General features: G+C 53.2%; 15 protein-coding genes, 1 tRNA gene and 1 pseudogene. 8 read left to right on the plus strand and 9 right to left on the minus strand.

Annotated features, from left to right (window positions below; genetic code table 11):
• Positions 1–71: 71 nt before the first annotated feature.
• From IGQ15_RS05640 to IGQ15_RS05650, 3 genes and pseudogenes are all read right to left on the minus strand, one after another.
• Positions 72–881, minus strand: a complete 810-nt coding sequence (locus IGQ15_RS05640) for a fumarylacetoacetate hydrolase family protein (RefSeq protein WP_297049535.1) — start codon at positions 879–881, stop codon at positions 72–74.
• 149 nt (positions 882–1,030) lie between these two features.
• Entirely contained in the window at positions 1,031–1,669 is a 639-nt protein-coding gene (locus IGQ15_RS05645) for a hypothetical protein (RefSeq protein WP_297049537.1), read from the minus strand.
• A gap of 118 nt (positions 1,670–1,787) precedes the next feature.
• Positions 1,788–2,378 (minus strand): annotated as a pseudogene (locus IGQ15_RS05650) (IS607 family transposase).
• A 155-nt stretch (positions 2,379–2,533) separates the two neighbouring features.
• Between IGQ15_RS05650 and rpsF the strand changes: the two are divergent.
• From rpsF to IGQ15_RS05665, 3 genes are read left to right on the plus strand one after another with little or no spacing between them, the layout of a single operon-like run.
• Positions 2,534–2,878: a 30S ribosomal protein S6 gene (rpsF, locus tag IGQ15_RS05655; RefSeq protein WP_363315798.1), complete on the plus strand. Its 345-nt coding sequence runs from the start codon at positions 2,534–2,536 to the stop codon at positions 2,876–2,878.
• A gap of 39 nt (positions 2,879–2,917) precedes the next feature.
• Complete coding sequence (locus tag IGQ15_RS05660) at positions 2,918–4,537, plus strand: ABC transporter substrate-binding protein (RefSeq protein WP_297049543.1); 1,620 nt, start codon at positions 2,918–2,920, stop codon at positions 4,535–4,537.
• A gap of 51 nt (positions 4,538–4,588) precedes the next feature.
• Positions 4,589–5,458 carry an S-methyl-5'-thioadenosine phosphorylase gene (locus tag IGQ15_RS05665; RefSeq protein ID WP_297049546.1) on the plus strand — a complete coding sequence of 290 codons (870 nt, stop codon included), beginning with the start codon at positions 4,589–4,591 and terminating at the stop codon, positions 5,456–5,458.
• Here the strand turns inward: IGQ15_RS05665 and IGQ15_RS05670 are convergent.
• The 5 genes from IGQ15_RS05670 to IGQ15_RS05690 all read right to left on the minus strand — a co-directional run bounded on the left by IGQ15_RS05670 (position 5,455) and on the right by IGQ15_RS05690 (position 11,426).
• Positions 5,455–9,519 (minus strand): GAF domain-containing protein, encoded by a 4,065-nt coding sequence (locus IGQ15_RS05670; protein ID WP_297049549.1) that lies wholly within the window; start codon positions 9,517–9,519, stop codon positions 5,455–5,457. The genes IGQ15_RS05665 and IGQ15_RS05670 overlap by 4 nt on opposite strands.
• A 200-nt stretch (positions 9,520–9,719) precedes the next feature.
• Positions 9,720–10,052 carry a cytochrome c6 PetJ gene (gene petJ, locus IGQ15_RS05675; RefSeq protein WP_297049551.1) on the minus strand — a complete coding sequence of 111 codons (333 nt, stop codon included), beginning with the start codon at positions 10,050–10,052 and terminating at the stop codon, positions 9,720–9,722.
• A gap of 99 nt (positions 10,053–10,151) precedes the next feature.
• Positions 10,152–10,679 carry a photosystem II cytochrome PsbV2 gene (gene psbV2, locus IGQ15_RS05680; RefSeq protein ID WP_297049555.1) on the minus strand — a complete coding sequence of 176 codons (528 nt, stop codon included), beginning with the start codon at positions 10,677–10,679 and terminating at the stop codon, positions 10,152–10,154.
• A 30-nt stretch (positions 10,680–10,709) separates the two neighbouring features.
• On the minus strand, positions 10,710–11,201 hold the full coding sequence (gene psbV, locus IGQ15_RS05685) for a photosystem II cytochrome c-550 (RefSeq protein ID WP_024124422.1): 492 nt from the start codon (positions 11,199–11,201) through the stop codon (positions 10,710–10,712).
• A 21-nt stretch (positions 11,202–11,222) separates the two neighbouring features.
• Entirely contained in the window at positions 11,223–11,426 is a 204-nt protein-coding gene (locus IGQ15_RS05690; protein ID WP_024124421.1) for a hypothetical protein, read from the minus strand.
• Between the two features lie 143 nt (positions 11,427–11,569).
• Between IGQ15_RS05690 and IGQ15_RS05695 the strand changes: the two genes are divergently transcribed.
• From IGQ15_RS05695 to IGQ15_RS05715, 5 genes are all read left to right on the plus strand, one after another.
• A complete protein-coding gene (locus tag IGQ15_RS05695) occupies positions 11,570–12,859 on the plus strand; it encodes a glucose-1-phosphate adenylyltransferase (protein ID WP_297049558.1) in 1,290 nt (429 codons plus the stop codon).
• 84 nt (positions 12,860–12,943) lie between these two features.
• Positions 12,944–14,128, plus strand: coding sequence for an NAD(P)H-quinone oxidoreductase subunit H (locus IGQ15_RS05700; protein WP_297049562.1), 1,185 nt, complete (start codon positions 12,944–12,946; stop codon positions 14,126–14,128).
• A 29-nt stretch (positions 14,129–14,157) separates the two neighbouring features.
• Entirely contained in the window at positions 14,158–14,748 is a 591-nt protein-coding gene (locus tag IGQ15_RS05705; RefSeq protein ID WP_297049566.1) for a peroxiredoxin-like family protein, read from the plus strand.
• A gap of 18 nt (positions 14,749–14,766) precedes the next feature.
• Positions 14,767–14,840, plus strand: a tRNA-Arg gene (locus IGQ15_RS05710).
• Between the two features lie 69 nt (positions 14,841–14,909).
• Complete coding sequence (locus tag IGQ15_RS05715; protein ID WP_297049569.1) at positions 14,910–16,280, plus strand: GTP-binding protein; 1,371 nt, start codon at positions 14,910–14,912, stop codon at positions 16,278–16,280.
• Here IGQ15_RS05715 and IGQ15_RS05720 read toward each other — a convergent pair.
• Entirely contained in the window at positions 16,234–17,514 is a 1,281-nt protein-coding gene (locus IGQ15_RS05720; protein ID WP_297049572.1) for an FGGY-family carbohydrate kinase, read from the minus strand. The two genes, IGQ15_RS05715 and IGQ15_RS05720, sit on opposite strands and share 47 nt — an antisense overlap.
• Position 17,515 lies beyond the last annotated feature (1 nt).

Consider the following 17,515-nt stretch of genomic DNA (forward strand, 5'->3'; position numbering starts at 1 on the left):
CGGGCTGGTTGTTCATTACACAGCCTTTATTCAGGCTATCTTCAAATTGAATTCGATAAAGAGGGATATTCCTAATAGGCGCGACCTAAGGGGGGTGTCCAAGGGGTTTCAGGTGTTGTGACTACCGACAGGAGGCTGCCAATGCCTTCAATTTCGACGCGCACGCGATCGCCCACCTGTAGTGCACCAATTCCTGCGGGTGTCCCCGTTAACACCACATCCCCCGGCAGCAGTGTCATCACATAGCTAATGAAACTCACCAACTTTGCGGGTGAGAAAACCATTTGATCAATCGTTGCTGACTGGACGGGTTGTGCAGCCTCATTAATAAATGTTTGCAACCGCGCATCACTGGGAACCTCTCGCACAATCCAAGGACCTAGGGGGCAAAATGTGTCAAAACCCTTAGCCCGCGTCCATTGCTGCTCCCGCTGCTGAAGATCTCGAGCGGTGACATCGTTAGCGATGGTGTAGCCCCAAATATGCTCAAGAGCTTCATTTTCAGGGCAGGCACGGGTACGACGACCAATGACCACCGCCAATTCCCCCTCGTAGTCCACCCGCTTTACTTGGGGTGGATACCAAATGGGACAGCCGGGGGCTTGAACCGTTGTCGGCGGTTTTAGAAAAATCAATGGCTCAGGGGGCACACTATCGCCCATTTCCGCAGCGTGCTTCACATAGTTGCGTCCGACAGCAACAATTTTTGAGGGGGAGCAGGGAGCCAAGAGTTGGTAGCTATCGGGACTGAGGACGTGGTTCGTGGGTTGGCCGTGGAGCCACGGTGCCGCATCCCAGATCATCACTTCACGATTGAGTTGCAGTGTGCCGTAATGAATCTGTCCCCCCGTGGTCTGCACCCGCACAAACCGTTCCACCATAGTGAATTAGTCCCCTTTTCTGATCCATTTACGCTGAACACTGCTGAGCGCTACTACTCAACACTGAAGCGATAGTATCCCACGCATTACTGAGTAGGAAGGCGGTATCCCGCACAGCCTTGAGAAAAGTTCCCAAGATGCCTTGCCAATCACGTGGCATCCTGTGGTGGCATGACCGAATTTCCGACCCGCCTTGGCCACCATGTCGGCAGAAAAAGCAAACGGTAGTTGGTCGTCAACCCGTGAGCCACCTGCTTGTGGCACTCATCAATCAAGTTCTGAATCCGTTCTCGCACTCTGGCCATCCGCATCCGTGGCCGCCGCTTGGCATTCACCTTGGTCATCCGCGAGACCCAGCTATCCAAGTAGAGGCGAGCAGTGCGTCCAAAGTCGCCTTTGCCAATTTCTACAAACGCATCCCCTCCCGTTAAGAACGTTCTCACACCGGAGTCGAGGGCAATGACTCCCGTTGCTGGCGTGATCTCAACAACAACAGGTTCAGGAAAAGTCGCATACCAGCGGTCTTTAATCCGCACGAATTCGGTGCCATAGTTGCACTCACGGGGGACTGGCTCGCTGGCAACAAAGCTCAATCCCTTGGTTAACCGTGGATACCCCGTGCCACTGCGATAGTTTCCCTGGTTGAACTGCAACGTATGCGTTTTATCCCGTATGCTACGAAACCTTGCATTTGGGCTGGCCTTAAAGGCTAACCACGCCTCAAAGATCGCATTTTGCCGAATGTGGCAGGGGCTATCTTTGACCCATTGCAGCAACTCAGAATTCATGATTTGGTCGCGGAGTTTGTATTTATTCCTGACCAACCCGTGTTGCCGCATATAGGCAATCCCTTGGTTGTAGCAGTATCGGGATGCTACCTGCCACTGCTTCCATAGTTTTGCCAATTCAGGCTGCGGATAAATCCTGATCTTTCTGGATTGCAGTTTTGTACTTGCGCAGTCCGTAGAGTCTGCTGCTGAAGCAGTGGAGGATGGCGAGAATATCCTCAACCAATTCTTGTTGGGGAGACAGCTCCTGATCATCGAGAACCACGATTTGACACCCGTGTCGTTGACAATACCACTGCACAAGGTCGAATCCAAATCGGTAGAGTCGGTCTTGATGAGCGACCACAATTGTTGTGACATCGCCTCGACCCACTCATTCCAATAAGGAAAGGAACTATTGACGCTTGAAGTTGAGACCACTGCCAATCTCTGCCACCACTTCGGGTCTAGGATAGAGTTCAACCAGTTTGGCAACTTGGCGATTGAGGTCGGGTTGTTGGGCGGGACTGCTAACTCTGGTATAGAGCACAACGGCTTGATTGTTTGTTTTTGCTGTTGCCCCTGTCCAAGAGTCGAGGTCGTAACGCCGCTCTGTACCAGAGGGGGTGCGGATGGCTTTGATGAGTCCTCGCTTTTGCCACCGCCGCAAGGTGTGCAGGCTGACCTTGAAATACGCACTGGCTTCTTTCGGCGTGACATATCTCGGCAGTGTACACTATTGATAACCAATGCTCAGCATTGTACAGCTATCTTTGCATTAAATTAATCCTCCTTGCCAAGAATGGCAAACTGCGGTGCTAGAATTATAAAGCCTTGCTTTTTGCATCCGTCAAAAGGCCATTTGTCCAAAAGGAGTTGACCTCAATGATGACACGGAACTACGAAACGCTTTACATTATTCGTCCTGATGTGGGCGAAGAACAACTGGAACAAACCATTAGCCAATTTCGCACTCTTTTAGAAGAACAGGGTGCGACAAAGCTTAAGGTACAAAATCGCGGTAAGCGTCGGTTTGCCTACCCGATCAAGAAACTGCGGGAGGGCTACTATATCCTGATGACCTATACTGTTGCTGGGACGGCGATCGCCCCCCTTGAGCGCGCCATGCGTCTCAACGAAAACATTCTCCGCTTCATGACGATTGTCCTCGAAGAAGAGACCGACACCGAAGACACCGAGGATGAAAATCCTGTTCTTGCCCGTGCCTAAGACAGCACACTGACTCAAGTTCACTGAAAGGGGGACATCATGGCACCATCTCCCGCTTCTTGGAAGTGCGATGGCATACCTAAAAATGGTAAATCCTACCCCAATGCCAGTGGTGCCCACTCCCCCTATGAAAACTTTGGTCCTGACTGTGATGTGTGTGGCCTACCCCGTGAGGCCATGAATCCTGCCAGTGGTAACAGTGCTACTGGCGCTGGAAAGTCGAAACTACCGCTAGTTGCTGCTGCCCTTGGGGTGGTTCTATTACTCGCGGGTGGTATTGGTTTCCTCGGCTATCGAATTTTTATTGCCAGCCGTGGCGGCAATACTTCACCCCTGACGGAAGCGACAACCAGTAACAACCAACTGGTGAGCAAAACCACCGCCCGCAACACAGCACACATTAGCCAAGGGGAGCGCATCCTGATCAGTGAGCCGAATCCCCAGCGAGCAGCCCTCAAGCAGGAAGCCGCCCTTGCCTTTGATCAGGGAGATTGGGCACAGGCGATCGCCAAGTATCAAGAACTGGTCACCCTCGATCCCAATGATCCAGAGGCACGCATTTATCTCAACAATGCCCGTGCCCGTCAAGCCGGCAACCCCATGACAATGGCCACCGTTGTTCCCATCGGCACCAGTCCCGATACCGCCAAGGAAATTCTGCGGGGGGTAGCTCAGTACCAAGAGCGCTTTAATGCCAGTGGCCCCAGTCGTGCCCTTGAAGTCGCTATTGTCAATGAAAACAGCCCCAATGGCGTGACCAGTTTGGCCGAAGATTTGATCAACAGTTCAATCCAAGGGGTACTAGGTCATGGCACCGATGCCAATAGTCGTGCCGCTCTACAAGTTTATGAGCAAGCGGGGATTGCCGCTCTTTCTCCCTTAACCACGAATGTCACCCCCCAAGGCAACGGTACAGTACAGGTCCAGACGCTATCCCTGAATGAAAAGGGGCAGCAACTCCTCAATACCTACCTTGATAATGCCGCCAATACCCTTGCCCAAGCCGCAGCGAAAAAAGTCCCTAATGCCAAAGTGGCTGTTCTCTACAACAGCGATAGCCCCTACAGTGATGAACTGAAAACTAAATTGGTTGCTGCCCTGCCTCGCTTTGGTACTCGAGTGGTGCAACAGATTGATGTGGCTGCTGCCGGCTTTAATGCCAATACAGCAATGACCACAGCACAGCAAGCGGGAGCCAATGTGGTCATTTTGGCCATGAGTCGCGCACGGGTGAATGATGCCGTTGCCCTTGCCATTGCCAATCAAACCCAAACTACCCCCGTGCCATTGTTTGGTAGTGATCAACTCTACGGCCCCGATTTATTGATCAAGGGGGATAGTGCCATTAATGGTATGATTCTGGCGGTGCCTTGGAGTACCAACCCCAGTGATCCCTTTGCTCAGCAGGCGGCACAAGCGTGGCGGGGGCAGATTAGTTGGCGCACCACTACGGCCTACGATGCGACTCAGGCTCTTGCCCAAGCGATGGTTCAAGGGGGCGATCGCGCCAGCACCCAACAACTGCTCCGCCAAGGGGTGCAAATTCAGGGGCAAACTGCCAGTGGTACTTTTGATCGAGTTCCTCTGGTTCAAGCGGCACCGGGACCCAATGGCCCTAAAGGCTCCAACTACCAGTTCAACCCCCTCAGTGGCATCTAAAGCCGGCCAACTAATGCTAAGCTATTGCCGATTGGTGTTTTAGGAATCTCCATGACTGCAAAAATTGGCATTATTGGCGGTAGTGGTCTCTACAAGATGGATGCCCTCACCGATGTCGAAGAGGTACGTCTGACTACGCCCTTTGGTGATCCTTCCGATGCCTTTATTTGCGGCAAGATTGCTGGGGTTCCTGTCGTCTTTTTGGCACGCCATGGCCGCAATCACCATCTACTGCCGACGGAGATTCCCTTTCGTGCCAACATCTATGGCTTCAAATCCCTTGGAGTCGAGTACCTGCTTTCTGCGTCTGCGGTGGGTTCCCTACAGGAACAGGTGAAACCCCTTGATATGGTGGTGCCCGATCAGTTTATTGACCGTACCCGTAACCGCATTTCCACATTCTTTGGTGATGGCATTGTGGCGCACATTGGCTTTGCCGATCCGGTGTGTCCTGCCCTTGCTGGTGTTCTCGCAGATGCGATCGCCGATCTCAACCTGCCCGATGTCACCCTTCACCGCCAAGGTACCTATGTGTGTATGGAAGGCCCTGCTTTCTCGACGCTAGCAGAGTCTAACCTGTACCGCTCGTGGGGCGGCACCGTGATTGGCATGACGAATCTACCGGAGGCCAAACTCGCTCGTGAAGCGGAGATTGCCTATGCAACGCTGGCACTCGTCACGGACTACGACTGCTGGCACCCAGAGCATGACTCAGTCACAGTGGAGATGATTATCGGCAACTTGCAGCGCAATGTCAAAAATGCCCAAGCAATTATCTGCGAAACCGTCAAACGCCTCCATGAGCATCCACCAGCCTCTAAAGCCCACCGTGCCTTAAAGAATGCTATTCTCACTCCCCTTGACAAAGTACCCGCAGCCACCAAGGAGAAACTTCATCTGCTCTTGGCCAAATATCTCTAGGTCATAGACTCTGCTGTATTCTGATCACCCTCAAAACTGATCTGCTCACACAGTTGCGGGTAGGTCGTCTTGGGACTGAGGCAGCGACAGCGGTTGAGGGCAGCGGCAAGGGCTTCCATTTTAATCGGTTTACTGATGTAGTCATCCATACCCGCTGCAAAGCAGCGTTCGCGATCGCCGGCTAGGGCATTTGCTGTCATGGCAATAATCCAAGGGCGTTGACTGGGGGGCCATTGGGCACAGATGCGTTCGGTGGTCTCGAGGCCATCCATCTTTGGCATTTGCACATCCATCAGCACAACATCGTAGGGGCGCTGTTGCAGTGCTTCAAGCACCTCGAGGCCATTGGCCGCCACATCGGCACGGTAGCCCATCCGCTTGAGAATATGCAGTGCCACCTTTTGGTTAACAGCATTGTCCTCAGCAAGGAGGATGCGCAGCGGAAAGCGACTGCCCAAGCTGGGATCAATGCTTGTTTTTGTCAGGGCAGGCTGAGTTGCGGATTCACTGCTGAGGGTCTTAATTAGGGTTTGGCGTAGGGTCAGGGGGCGAATGGGTTTGGGGACGTGAGCCGTGATCAATTCCTTGCGGTTAGCAGTTTCCAGCCAACTCAGGGGCGTGAGCAGGATAATCGGCTGTTGCCTGAAGTGCGGCTCTGATTGCAACCGCTCTGATAACTGAAGCCCGGTCATCTGGGGCATATTCAAATCAATTACTGCCAAATCCCACTGGGGAGGAGCCTCCAGAACCAGTTGGGGATCGCCATACCCAATAGGCACCATGCCCCAGTTTTGCAGTAATGTACAGAGATTCTCACGGCTAGCGGCATTGTCATCAACAACAAGGACACGCTTGCTTTCTAGAGCAGGGTGAACTGCTGGTGGTACATAGGGTTTTTGCTCTTTGACGAGGATCGTAAAGGTAAATGTTGTGCCCTGACCCTCAACACTCTCAACAAACATATCACCGCCCATTAACTCACAGAGGCGTTTGCTAATGACTAGCCCTAGGCCTGTACCGCCATACTCGCGCGTCGTGGAGGCATCCACTTGGCTAAAGGGCTTGAAGAGCCGATCCAAGCGATCGCTGGGAATGCCAATGCCCGTATCCTGGACTTGAAATTGGAGAAAATTCTTGCCCTTGTGCTTGACCACGCTCACATGGACGACGACTTGGCCTTCGGGGGTAAACTTAATCCCATTGCCCACTAAGTTAACGAGAATCTGCCGTAGCCGTGTCACGTCCCCTTTAACTTGGGCAGGGGTTTCGGGGGTACAAGTGTAAACTAACTCTAACTCCTTCTCCTCAGCTTTGCTGGCCAATAGGCTCAGGACATCCTCCACGCACTCACGCACATCAAAGGGCTGCTGCTCCAGTACCAACTTGCCCGATTCAATTTTCGAGAAGTCAAGAATGTCGTTAATAATTGCTAGGAGTGTCTCACCGGCTTGGTGTAGAGTTTGCAAAAAATCCCGTTGCTGCTCATTGAGGGGCGTATCCAAGAGCAAATTCGTAAAGCCCAAAACAGCATTCATGGGGGTGCGGATTTCATGGCTCATGGTGGCCAAAAATTCACTCTTGGCACGGTTGGCCAGTTCTGCTTGCAGGCGGGCTTGCTCGAGTTCTTGGTTTTGCTGAGCCAACAATTGTCGCTGCTGCTGTTCATGGCGCAGGAGTTCCGCTTGGGCGATCGCAATCCCCACTTGAGCTGCCACCGCCTCTAGAAGTTCGATTTCCTCAGGGGTCCACTGTCGCTGGCGATCGCACTGGTGCAGGCTAATAACACCGTTGGGCACTCCTTTATAGGACGTACGAATGGCCAGCATTGACTTGATTTCAAACTGGCAGCATAGTTTCTCTGTATTGGCAAAGAGGGGATCTTGGGTCACATCATGGGAAACAACGGCGGCATCACTTTCTAAGACCTTTTCTAAGACCTTCAAGGTGTGGGGGTTATTCTCCACGAGCACATTAACCCCCTTCATAGATGCGTAGCCCGGTTGCAGATATTCGGCCACATCAGGAATACGTGGTGGGGGCCCCGGCTCGTAGCGGTGAATTAAACAGCGACTAACCCCAAAGGCACGACCAATTTGAGTGACAGTTGTTTCAAAAACTGTCTCCGTATCGAGGCTCTGGCGAATCTGTTCAGTAATTTGATTCAGGAGTAATGCCCGCTGCATTTGCTGTTGCAGTTGCTGACGTTGGCGGGTTTCCTGTTCAAGGAGTTGTACTTGGGCGAGGCCAATCCCCACCTGTGCCGCCACACTCTTAAGCAAACTTTTAATGGCCTCCGTCCACCGCCGCTGGCGATCGCACTGGTGCAAAATGAGTAAACCATTGGCTTGATTGCGATAGGCCGTGCGCACAATCACCGCAGATTTCACACTCAGGGCTTCGCAGTACTGATGAAGGGCAATCAGGCGATTGTCGGTAGTGACATCATCGCAGCTAAAGACTTCATCAGAGGCAAAGACCGACTCCAAAAATGAACCGCGTATCTGTGCCAAATCAAGATCACACTCATTGACGGAGGGCACCCCCGGCGCACAATACTCCGCCACCAGTTCCATCGGTGAGGGGGCATTCTCTTGATACACAAATAGGAGGCAACGACTGACATTCAGGGTTGTCCCCACCTGCTGGACAGCTGTGCGACAAATGTGTTCCCGCTCGATTTGCTGGCGAATTTCCTCGGTAATGCGGTTGAGAAGCAGCGTGCGTTTTACCTGCTGTTGTAAAAAGAGTTGTGCCCGCTGCCGTTCGCTGACATCACTTTGAATGCCAATGTAGTGCGTAATTTCGCCAAATTCGTTATAAATCGGGGAGATGGCAAGCTCATTCCAAAAAGGTTGGCCGTTTTTGCGGTAGTTGCGCAGCACCACACGGCAGGATTGGCCTTTTTTAATTGCATTACGAATTGCTTCAGCCCCCGGTTGATGGCGATCGCGCCCCTGCAAAAAGCGGCAATTTTTGCCGATCACCTCCGTTGCTCGATATCCCGTCATCCGCTCAAAGGCGGGGTTCACATAGATAATTGGATTATCGGGTTGGCGGTAGTCGGTAATCACAATGCCGTTAGTACTAGCAATAATGGCTCGCTCCCGCAGTCGCAGCTCCGCCTCAATTTGCTTCTTATCAGTAATATCAACTGCTAACTCCAAAAAGCCAATCAGTTGCTCTTGGCTATCATGAATCGGGGTGACTGACAGGGACACAGGGAAGCGAGAGCCATCCCGCCGTACAAATGTCCACTCCTGTTCATCTGCCAAACCACGCCGCGCCCGGGCCACGAGAGTCTCAAACCCCGCAGGAATGGGTTCTTCCAATTGGGCACTGAGAATCTGGGCATAGCGTTCCACCTCTTGAGGATCATGGAAACGTTCTGGGGTTGCTTTACCCACCAGTTCTGAGGCAGGGTATCCCAGCCATTTCTCGGCGGCTCGATTCATCAGCGTGATGATGCCATCGGTACGGGTGGCAATAATGGCGTGATTACTACTATTGAAGACCGCCTCTTGGAGGCTGCTCATCTGCTGGATGTGGGCTAATTGTTGCTGGGTGACCTCTAAGTGATGGCGGATTTCCAGTTCACTAATGACTTGGCGAGCAAGGGTGCGCAGGGTTTGCTGTTGAAGGGGGTTTAGCTCACGCGGCTGATAGTCCACCACGCACAGGGTACCAATGCCATAGCCATCGGGAGTAATCAAGGGCATGCCCGCATAGAAGCGGATATAGGGCGGCCCTGTAACAACGGGATTATCGGCAAAGCGGGGATCCAACCGCGCATCCGGCACCACCACCAGTTCTGGCTGAAGGATCACATGGGCACAGAAGGCAATACTGCGTGGGGTTTCACAGGCATCTAGCCCCACCTTGGACTTAAACCATTGCCGCTGGCGATCAATGAGACTAATTAGGGCAATGGGGGTTTCGCAAATGGCCGCCGCTAAATTTGTAATTTCATCAAAGACAGGTTCCGGAGGCGTATCTAGGACTCGATACTGCTCAAGGGCACGTTGCCGTTCCGGTTCGTTTGCTGGCAATGGGGCAGCAGGCATAGCCCAAATGTACCGCCTTTTTGTAGGAGCAAGTCTTTCATCATTATATGAATTGCACTGGTTCTAGAGAGGATCTCCTAGGGGATGCAGAACACAACATCTATCTTCGCAGGACTTGGAGGGCAGTAACAGAACAAAAAAAGGATGTAGACTCTAGGCCTACACCCTTCATCAATCGTTATTTTCAGACTGTGGCAATTTTAGCGTGCCCAACCCTTGGCAGCTTGATCGAGCACGTAGGCAGCCACATCTTGAATTTGCTCATCGGTGAGACGACCCGCAAAAGCGGGCATGGCATTTTTGCCGTGCTGCACTTGGTAGATAATGGCATCCTCAGAGTACATGCCAAATTGCTCAAGAGCTTCTTTTTTCAGGGTTTTGTTGGCCATCACGACATTGCCGCCCCCCATGTGACAGGCTGCGCAGTTGCCGCTAAAGACTTTGGCGCCATTGGCTAAATCTGCTGCCAAGGCCGCAGGGGTGAGGCTGACAAAGAGAGCGATCGCCCAAACACAAATGAATAGCTTTTTCAACGGAGTTCTCCTTTCATGGAATGCGTCAGGGTATGGATAAAGCCCCAAAAATCAAGGGGTGCAAGGTTCACCAAAGGTCAGTGTAGCAAAGTTCCCAACCTAGGGGGCACTGTCCGGAAAGCTTTCTACGCCCCAACCGGGCGCGACGGCCGCCGCTCGCAAAATAAAAGCAGCTAAGGTCTCAAGCTGTTCCGTGGTCAACCAGTCCTCACTCACACGGCGGCAGGAATAACTCTCTTCGCTGCCATCGTAGGATCTCGGCGATCGCTGGAAAGCAACGAGGCTCGCGATCGTATCCCGTGGCGGCGTTGCCCCCTTGAGATCCTGCAGAGAGAGTGACACCAAAGGATTGGGTAAGGTGCTGCCACCAACATGACAGTTTTTGCAGTTTTCCTCAAAGAGCCGCTTGCCACGGGTCAGATCCGCTGCTGTGAAGGTTTTGGTCTCACCGCGATCATTGAAGGGCAATTCTACGCTGTCCGTTACCTTGAGGTATTGGATCACATAGTTATCTACCCTGGCGGCTGCCAGTGCCGTTGCCGGCGCGATCGCCCAGCCTAGCAGCAGAATCAAGAGACCACCGCAGAGCCAGCTGAGAGACCGTTGCCAAAAGTGAGGTTGGTACATGGGTGTTGGGAACATCCTTGTTACGAGTCATTAGTAATAAACTTTGCCACCGCCCCATTTATCACCCAAGATTTTGGGTTCGACGAGAATATGGCCGGCGATCGCCACCAAATCTTTCTCCGTCAGGTTGCGCATTTTCGGGAAAATGTCGGCACTGCGCAGACTGGGGTGCACCTCAGCAATTTCTTGCTCACCATCGTAGGTGGTGGGGTTCTTCATATAGTCCACCAGGCCTTCAATGTTATCCCGTGGCGGCGTGGCTAGGGCGAGGGTTTCCGTGCGCAAATCCAAGCTGGGGTTTGTTTTGGTAATCCCTCCCACATGGCAAGAGGCACAAGCATACTGGAAGAGGCGCTTACCCTCTAGGTATTGTTTTTCCGTCAGCGTAATCGTTTTGCCCTCGCTGTTGAGGGGGACAGTCAGGACTTCAGGGGTCAGTTCGGCGGCCAGTGCTGTGCCCGTGGTGAGTTGCCAGAGGCAGAGGCAGAGAGCGACCGCAAGCCAAACGCATTTTTTTAACATAGTTCTCCCAATAAGCAGGTCTTACGATTGCGGTGTGTCTGGTTGATCGTTGGCGGGCGCAGGGGTCGTCAAGGCCAAAATAATTGCTTTGGCATCTTCAAGGGGCAATCGTGTTTGTGGACTGGTATAGCGAATACCCAAGCGATCGCACCACGCACAGACCGTTTCGACCGACACGCCGTAGTCTGCTGCTAAATCCGCGATCGCAATGTCCACAAATCCCATGCTGCCACTCCCCGCTTGGGATCAACGACCAAGTATCATTATCATGCCATTGCGCGGCTTCTTTACCAAAAGGCGTCCGCTGCGCAAAGAGAAGTGCCGCCACAGCGTACACTGTTGATGTGGCCGTTCAGATGGAGTTTTCAATGAAACGAGTCCTGGCAATTATCCTTGGGGGCGGTGCCGGCACACGTCTCTATCCCTTGACCAAGCGTCGCGCCAAGCCTGCGGTTCCCCTTGCTGGAAAATATCGCCTCATTGATATTCCTGTGAGCAATTGCATCAACTCCGAAATCAATAACATTTACGTCCTTACCCAATTCAACTCGGCCTCCCTCAATCGTCACATTGCCCGTACCTATACCTTCCCCGGCCTAACAGGTGGCTTTGTCGAAGTCCTAGCAGCCCAACAAACCCCAGAAAATCCCAACTGGTTTCAGGGCACTGCTGATGCTGTGCGGCAATACCTGTGGCTGCTGGCCGATTGGGACGTAGATGAATACCTGATTCTTTCAGGCGATCACCTCTACCGCATGGACTATCGCCTTTTTGTGCAGCGCCACCGCGACACGGGTGCCGATATTACCCTCTCTGTGTTGCCCGTTGATGAGAAGTCCGCCTCTGGCTTTGGCTTGATTAAGGTAGATGGCACAGGCCGAGTCGTTGACTTCCGTGAAAAACCCACGGGGGATGCCCTACGGGATATGCGAGTAGACACAACCCGCTATGGCCTCAGTGCTGAGGAAGCCCATCGCAAACCCTACATTGCCTCGATGGGAATTTACGTCTTTAAGCGGCAAGTTCTCATTGATCTACTGCAACAGATGGCCAATGCCACAGACTTTGGCAAGGAAATTATCCCCGCTGCGGCTCGCTCTCATCTTGTCCAAACCTACGTTTTTAACGGCTACTGGGAAGATATTGGCACGATTGGATCCTTCTACGAAGCCAACCTTGCCCTGACCCAACAACCCCAGCCGCCCTTTAGCTTCTACGACGAAAACGCCCCCATCTACACCCGTCCCCGCTATTTGCCCCCCAGTAAGATTCTCAGTTGCACGATCACAGAGTCGATCATTAGCGAGGGCTGCATTCTTAAGGAATGCCAAGTCCACCATTCCGTTTTGGGGGTGCGATCGCGGATAGAATCGGGATGTGTCATTGACCACTCCCTTTTGATGGGAGCCGACTACTACCAAGACTCAGCACAACGCCACCAACTGGCTCTGCAACACAAAATCCCCATCGGCATTGGTGCCAACAGTGTCATTCGCAGGGCAATCGTCGATAAAAATGCCTGCATTGGCCACGATGTCAAAATCATCAACAAAGACCATGTTGAAGAATCCAACCGTGAGGATCAGGGATTTTATATTCGCAGCGGTGTCGTGGTGATTATCAAAAATGCCGTGATCCCCGATGGCACCGTTATTTAAGCCATAAGCAAATTTGAATTGGCAAGCGGGGAAAACCTGTGTAGCATAAGATAAGCGTCCAACCCTCTAGCGGAACTGCCATCTATGCCCACGATAGAGACTCGCACAGAACCCATGGTCATCAACATGGGGCCGCACCATCCCTCAATGCACGGGGTCTTGCGGTTAATGGTGACCCTTGATGGCGAAGATGTGATTGACTGCGAGCCGGTGATTGGCTACCTCCATCGCGGCATGGAGAAAATTGCCGAAAACCGCACCAACATTATGTTCATCCCCTACGTGAGTCGTTGGGACTACGCCGCCGGGATGTTTAACGAAGCGGTTACTGTCAACGCTCCCGAAAAGTTGGCCGGTATTCCCGTGCCCAAGCGTGCCAGCTATATCCGCGTGATCATGCTGGAGCTGAACCGCATTGCCAATCACCTGCTGTGGTTAGGCCCCTTCTTGGCGGATGTCGGTGCCCAGACGCCCTTTTTCTACATCTTCCGCGAGCGGGAGTACATCTACGATCTCTTTGAAGCCGCCACAGGCATGCGCTTCATTAACAACAATTACTTCCGCATAGGGGGAGTGGCCGCCGACCTCACCTATGGCTGGGTGACCAAGTGCCGCGACTTTTGCGATTACTTCCTGCCCAAGGTGGATGAATACGAGCGCCTGATCACCAACAACCCCATCTTTGTGCGCCGCTTACAGGGGGTGGGCAAAATTAGCCGTGAGGATGCCATCAACTGGGGGCTATCGGGGCCGATGCTCCGCGCCTCCGGCGTGAAGTGGGATCTGCGCAAGGTGGATCACTACGAGTGCTATGACGACTTCGACTGGGAGGTACCTGTGGCCACGGAAGGTGATTGCCTTGCCCGCTACATTGTTCGTATTCAGGAAATGCGCGAATCGGTGAAGATCATTCGCCAAGCCTTAGATGGTTTGCCCGGTGGTCCCTACGAAAACCTCGAAGCCAAGCGGATGCGCGAGGGTGCTAAGTCAGAGTGGAATGGCTTTGACTATCAGTACATTGGCAAGAAGCTGGCTCCCACCTTCAAAATTCCCAAAGGGGAGCACTATGTGCGCGTTGAATCGGGGAAAGGAGAACTAGGCATTTATCTGATTGGGGATGATAATGTCTTCCCTTGGCGCTGGAAGATTCGTCCACCGGATTTCAATAACCTGCAAGTGCTGCCCCAGTTGCTGAAGGGAATGAAAGTGGCGGATATTGTTGCTATCCTTGGCAGTATCGATGTAATTATGGGGTCCGTCGATCGCTAGGGAATTGTTGAGCCACCAGCGAGGGAGCCATGGCTGTTCAATTACCGTTCCTCACCTCCACCAACTTCAGTGGCCTCTTTAATGAGCGGTTTTGGCAAAATGCGTGGCCACTGCCGCCTCAAAACCAATTGAAGCGGGGTGCGCTGGTTCCAGATGTGGAGCTACCCGGCGTAGCGTTAAGTGAGCCTGTTCGCCTTTCAAAGGTGTGGAAAGAGCAGCCGCTCCTGTTGGTGTTTACCCGTATCTTCACAGAGCACCAATACTGCCCACTGTGCTATCCCTATCTCAAGGCCTTGAATGAAAACTATAACACCTTTCAAGGCAAGGGAGTGGCGGTTCTTGTGGTCACCAGTACCGATGCCCACCAAAGTGAGAAGGTTAAGGCGGATATGGCCTTAAAGATGCCCCTGCTCTATGACCCCAGTTGCCAAGTCTTTCGCAAATACCGCACCGGTCAAGCCTTGGGGGCACCGCTACCGGCGCAGTTTCTCATTGATCAGGAAGGCAAGCTGCGCTACAAGCATCTCTTCTCGTTTTTAGAACCCAATGCTCCCCTAGAGCGCTTGTTTCAGGAGATTGACGCCTTCGGGGCAACAGTGCCTCCAACAGAAACTCGCTAGGATAGAAGGTGTATCTTTGGGGCTGTAGCTCAGTCGGATAGAGCGAGCGCCTCCTAAGCGCTAGGCCGTGCGTTCAAATCGCACCAGTCCCGTTCTTGACCTTAGAATAAAAAGCAAATCTTTGTAACGTCAGTGTTGCATCTGTGATAGAGCGATCGCCAGTGAATTCCCTCCTAAAGGAACTTCAAGGCACGATTGATGACCTTGAGGACTACCAAAGCGCCCGTAGCTACGCAGCGGCCAAGAGTGCCCTTGAAAAATTACTGCTCGAGTGCAAAGCCACTGGCACCGAAAAAGTCTCCCTCGCTCGCGCGATCGCTGACCTCGAAGAAATGCTCGACAAGCTCCACTATGGTGTCGTGCAAATTGCCGTCTTTGGCATGGTGGGGCGGGGGAAATCCTCCCTGCTCAATGCCCTGCTGGGCGAACCCTACTTTGCCACTGGACCCATTCATGGCGTGACCCAAAAGGAAGCCAGTGCCCTTTGGCAAATTTCTGAAGCCCAGCGTGGCAATCCCATTCGCCTGATTGATACACCGGGGTTGGACGAAGTCAATGGCGCCGCACGGGAGCAACTGGCACGAGAGGTAGCAGCTCAAGCAGATTTGATTCTCTTCGTCATTGCCGGCGACTTGACCCGTCTTGAATACCAAGCCCTCAGTGAGTTGCGGCAGATAGGCAAGCCAATGATTCTGGTTTTTAACAAAGTGGATCAGTATCCAGAGGCGGATCGCGAGGCTATCTATAGCAAAATCCGTGATGAGCGCGTCAAAGAACTCCTCTCTCCCGAAGAAATTGTCATGGTAGCGGCAGCACCCCTTGTCCCCCAAGTGAACCGCGATCGCCAAGGCCGAGTACAGGTGAAAATGACCGTCGGTGCCCCCCAAGTGGAACCCCTGAAACGCAAAATCTTGGAGGTGCTAGAGCGCGAAGGCAAAGCCCTGATTGCCCTCAATTCAATGCTCTTTGCCAATAAAGTGAGTGAAGAGTTAACTCGCTACAAGCTGAAACTGCGGGATCAGGAGGCCAACCAACTAATTTGGAAGGGGGCAGTGACCAAGGCGCTGGCGATCGCCCTCAACCCCGTCACTGTGCTCGATATGGTCAGCAGTGCTGTCATTGACTTGACAACGATTCAACTGCTCTCGCGGCTCTACGATATTGAACTTACAGACGCAGGCGCCAAGGAACTGCTCCAAACCATTGCCCTTGCCATGGGCAGCATTAGTTTAGGCGAATTTGCCGTCAATTTGGGCCTCAGTTCCCTCAAGGGCCTGTTGGGATTGGCTACACCCATGAGCGGTGGCATTGCCCTTGGCCCTTACCTCTCAGTCGCCATGACCCAGGCGGGGATTGCTGGCGTTTCCTCCTATACGATGGGGCAAGTAGCCAAAACCTATTTTGCCAACGGCGCAGGCTGGGGTGCTGTAGGACCCAAAACTGTTGTTCAGCAAATCCTCAGTCAACTGGATCAGCGCCATATCCTCAATCGGCTGAAGCTGGAAATTCAGGAGCAGTTGTACCCAAGTTGAGTGAGCCTTGAGCAAGACGGGCTGTTCCATAGGCGGCCTCAGTGTGGAATGAAATGACCACCGGCACCCCTAGGTATCGCTGGCGCAGCGCTAACCATGCTGGATTACGGGCACCCCCCCCAGCCGTCCAGATGCGTTTCAGGGGTGAGGCACCCAAACGCTGCAATTGGGCATAGCCTTGGGCTTCAATGCGACTGAGACTTTCAAGGAGTCCCTGTAAAAAGAGGCGAGGGTCGGCGGGTCGCGGTTCTAGGCAAGGCTCGAGGTCAGGATCATTGATGGGAAAGCGTTCACCCCGCTTGAGCAGGGGATAGTAGTCCAAGCCCGTGGGTTGACTGACATCTATTTGGACACTGAGGCGCTCTAGTTCCTCTTGGCTAAAAAACTGGGCTAAAATCGCCGCACCACAGTTGGAGGCGCCCCCCACCAGCCAGCGATCGCCCAGGCGATGACTATAGATGCCTGCTGTCAAATCCTCTACCCTAGAGGCACTCAAGAGCTTCAGCACAAGGGTTGACCCCAAAGATGTCACCGCTTCACCCAGCTCAGAGGCGCCACTAGCCAAGAAGGCGGCAATGCTATCGGTGGTACCGGCACACACCTCACACGTTGGAGACAAGCCTAAATCGGTGGCTGTGACCTTTCCTAGAACCGTACCGGGGGGAACGACCTTAGGGAGCAGAGACTGCAAGGGGGCAAGCGTCGGGTGGCTAAACCAGTCGGGGTAAGCTTCCTTGGCCGCGTCATAGCCCAACTTCAGGGCATTGTGCCAGTCGGAAATGCCCAGTTGACCATGGAGCAAAAAGGCCAGCCAATCGGCTTGGTGTACCAAAACAGCGTTGACGGTGGGGTAGTGGGTCTGGAGCCACAACAGCTTAACTAGACTACTGGTGGCACCCAGGACAAGGTGATCCGTGGTTAAAATCTGCCGCAGCGTTTGAACATGATCCTGGGCGCGATCGTCGTTGTAGAGGAGAACGGGTGAGCAGGGCTGCCCCTGAGCATCACAGAGGAAAACGGTGCTAGAGGTGGCATCAATGGCAATCCGCTGAATTTGCTGACGGATAGCACTTGGAATATCTAAAATCAACGCCCGCAGCGTTGCTGCCCATTCTTGGGGTTGATCGGGCTGGTGCAACGGACGACGGGCGGTGGCGAGAATATTGCCTTCCGGATCGAGGGCGATCGCCCGCGCCCCCGAGGTACCAAAATCAATCCCCAAGGTGGTACTCATG

Origin of the sequence: Thermosynechococcus sp. M98_K2018_005 (assembly GCF_015295825.1) — a bacterium.
GTDB lineage: Bacteria > Cyanobacteriota > Cyanobacteriia > Thermosynechococcales > Thermosynechococcaceae > Thermosynechococcus.

Bases quoted from the DNA above. Each gene is read 5' to 3' on its own strand.
- IGQ15_RS05640 (WP_297049535.1), bottom strand. From the start codon at position 881: ATGGTGGAACGGTTTGTGCGGGTGCAGACCACGGGGGGACAGATTCAT.
- IGQ15_RS05645 (WP_297049537.1), bottom strand. From the start codon at position 1,669: ATGAATTCTGAGTTGCTGCAATGGGTCAAAGATAGCCCCTGCCACATT.
- rpsF (WP_363315798.1), top strand. From the start codon at position 2,534: ATGATGACACGGAACTACGAAACGCTTTACATTATTCGTCCTGATGTG.
- IGQ15_RS05660 (WP_297049543.1), top strand. From the start codon at position 2,918: ATGGCACCATCTCCCGCTTCTTGGAAGTGCGATGGCATACCTAAAAAT.
- IGQ15_RS05665 (WP_297049546.1), top strand. From the start codon at position 4,589: ATGACTGCAAAAATTGGCATTATTGGCGGTAGTGGTCTCTACAAGATG.
- IGQ15_RS05670 (WP_297049549.1), bottom strand. From the start codon at position 9,519: ATGCCTGCTGCCCCATTGCCAGCAAACGAACCGGAACGGCAACGTGCC.
- psbV2 (WP_297049555.1), bottom strand. From the start codon at position 10,679: ATGTACCAACCTCACTTTTGGCAACGGTCTCTCAGCTGGCTCTGCGGT.
- psbV (WP_024124422.1), bottom strand. From the start codon at position 11,201: ATGTTAAAAAAATGCGTTTGGCTTGCGGTCGCTCTCTGCCTCTGCCTC.
- IGQ15_RS05690 (WP_024124421.1), bottom strand. From the start codon at position 11,426: ATGGGATTTGTGGACATTGCGATCGCGGATTTAGCAGCAGACTACGGC.
- IGQ15_RS05695 (WP_297049558.1), top strand. From the start codon at position 11,570: ATGAAACGAGTCCTGGCAATTATCCTTGGGGGCGGTGCCGGCACACGT.
- IGQ15_RS05700 (WP_297049562.1), top strand. From the start codon at position 12,944: ATGCCCACGATAGAGACTCGCACAGAACCCATGGTCATCAACATGGGG.
- IGQ15_RS05705 (WP_297049566.1), top strand. From the start codon at position 14,158: ATGGCTGTTCAATTACCGTTCCTCACCTCCACCAACTTCAGTGGCCTC.
- IGQ15_RS05720 (WP_297049572.1), bottom strand. From the start codon at position 17,514: ATGAGTACCACCTTGGGGATTGATTTTGGTACCTCGGGGGCGCGGGCG.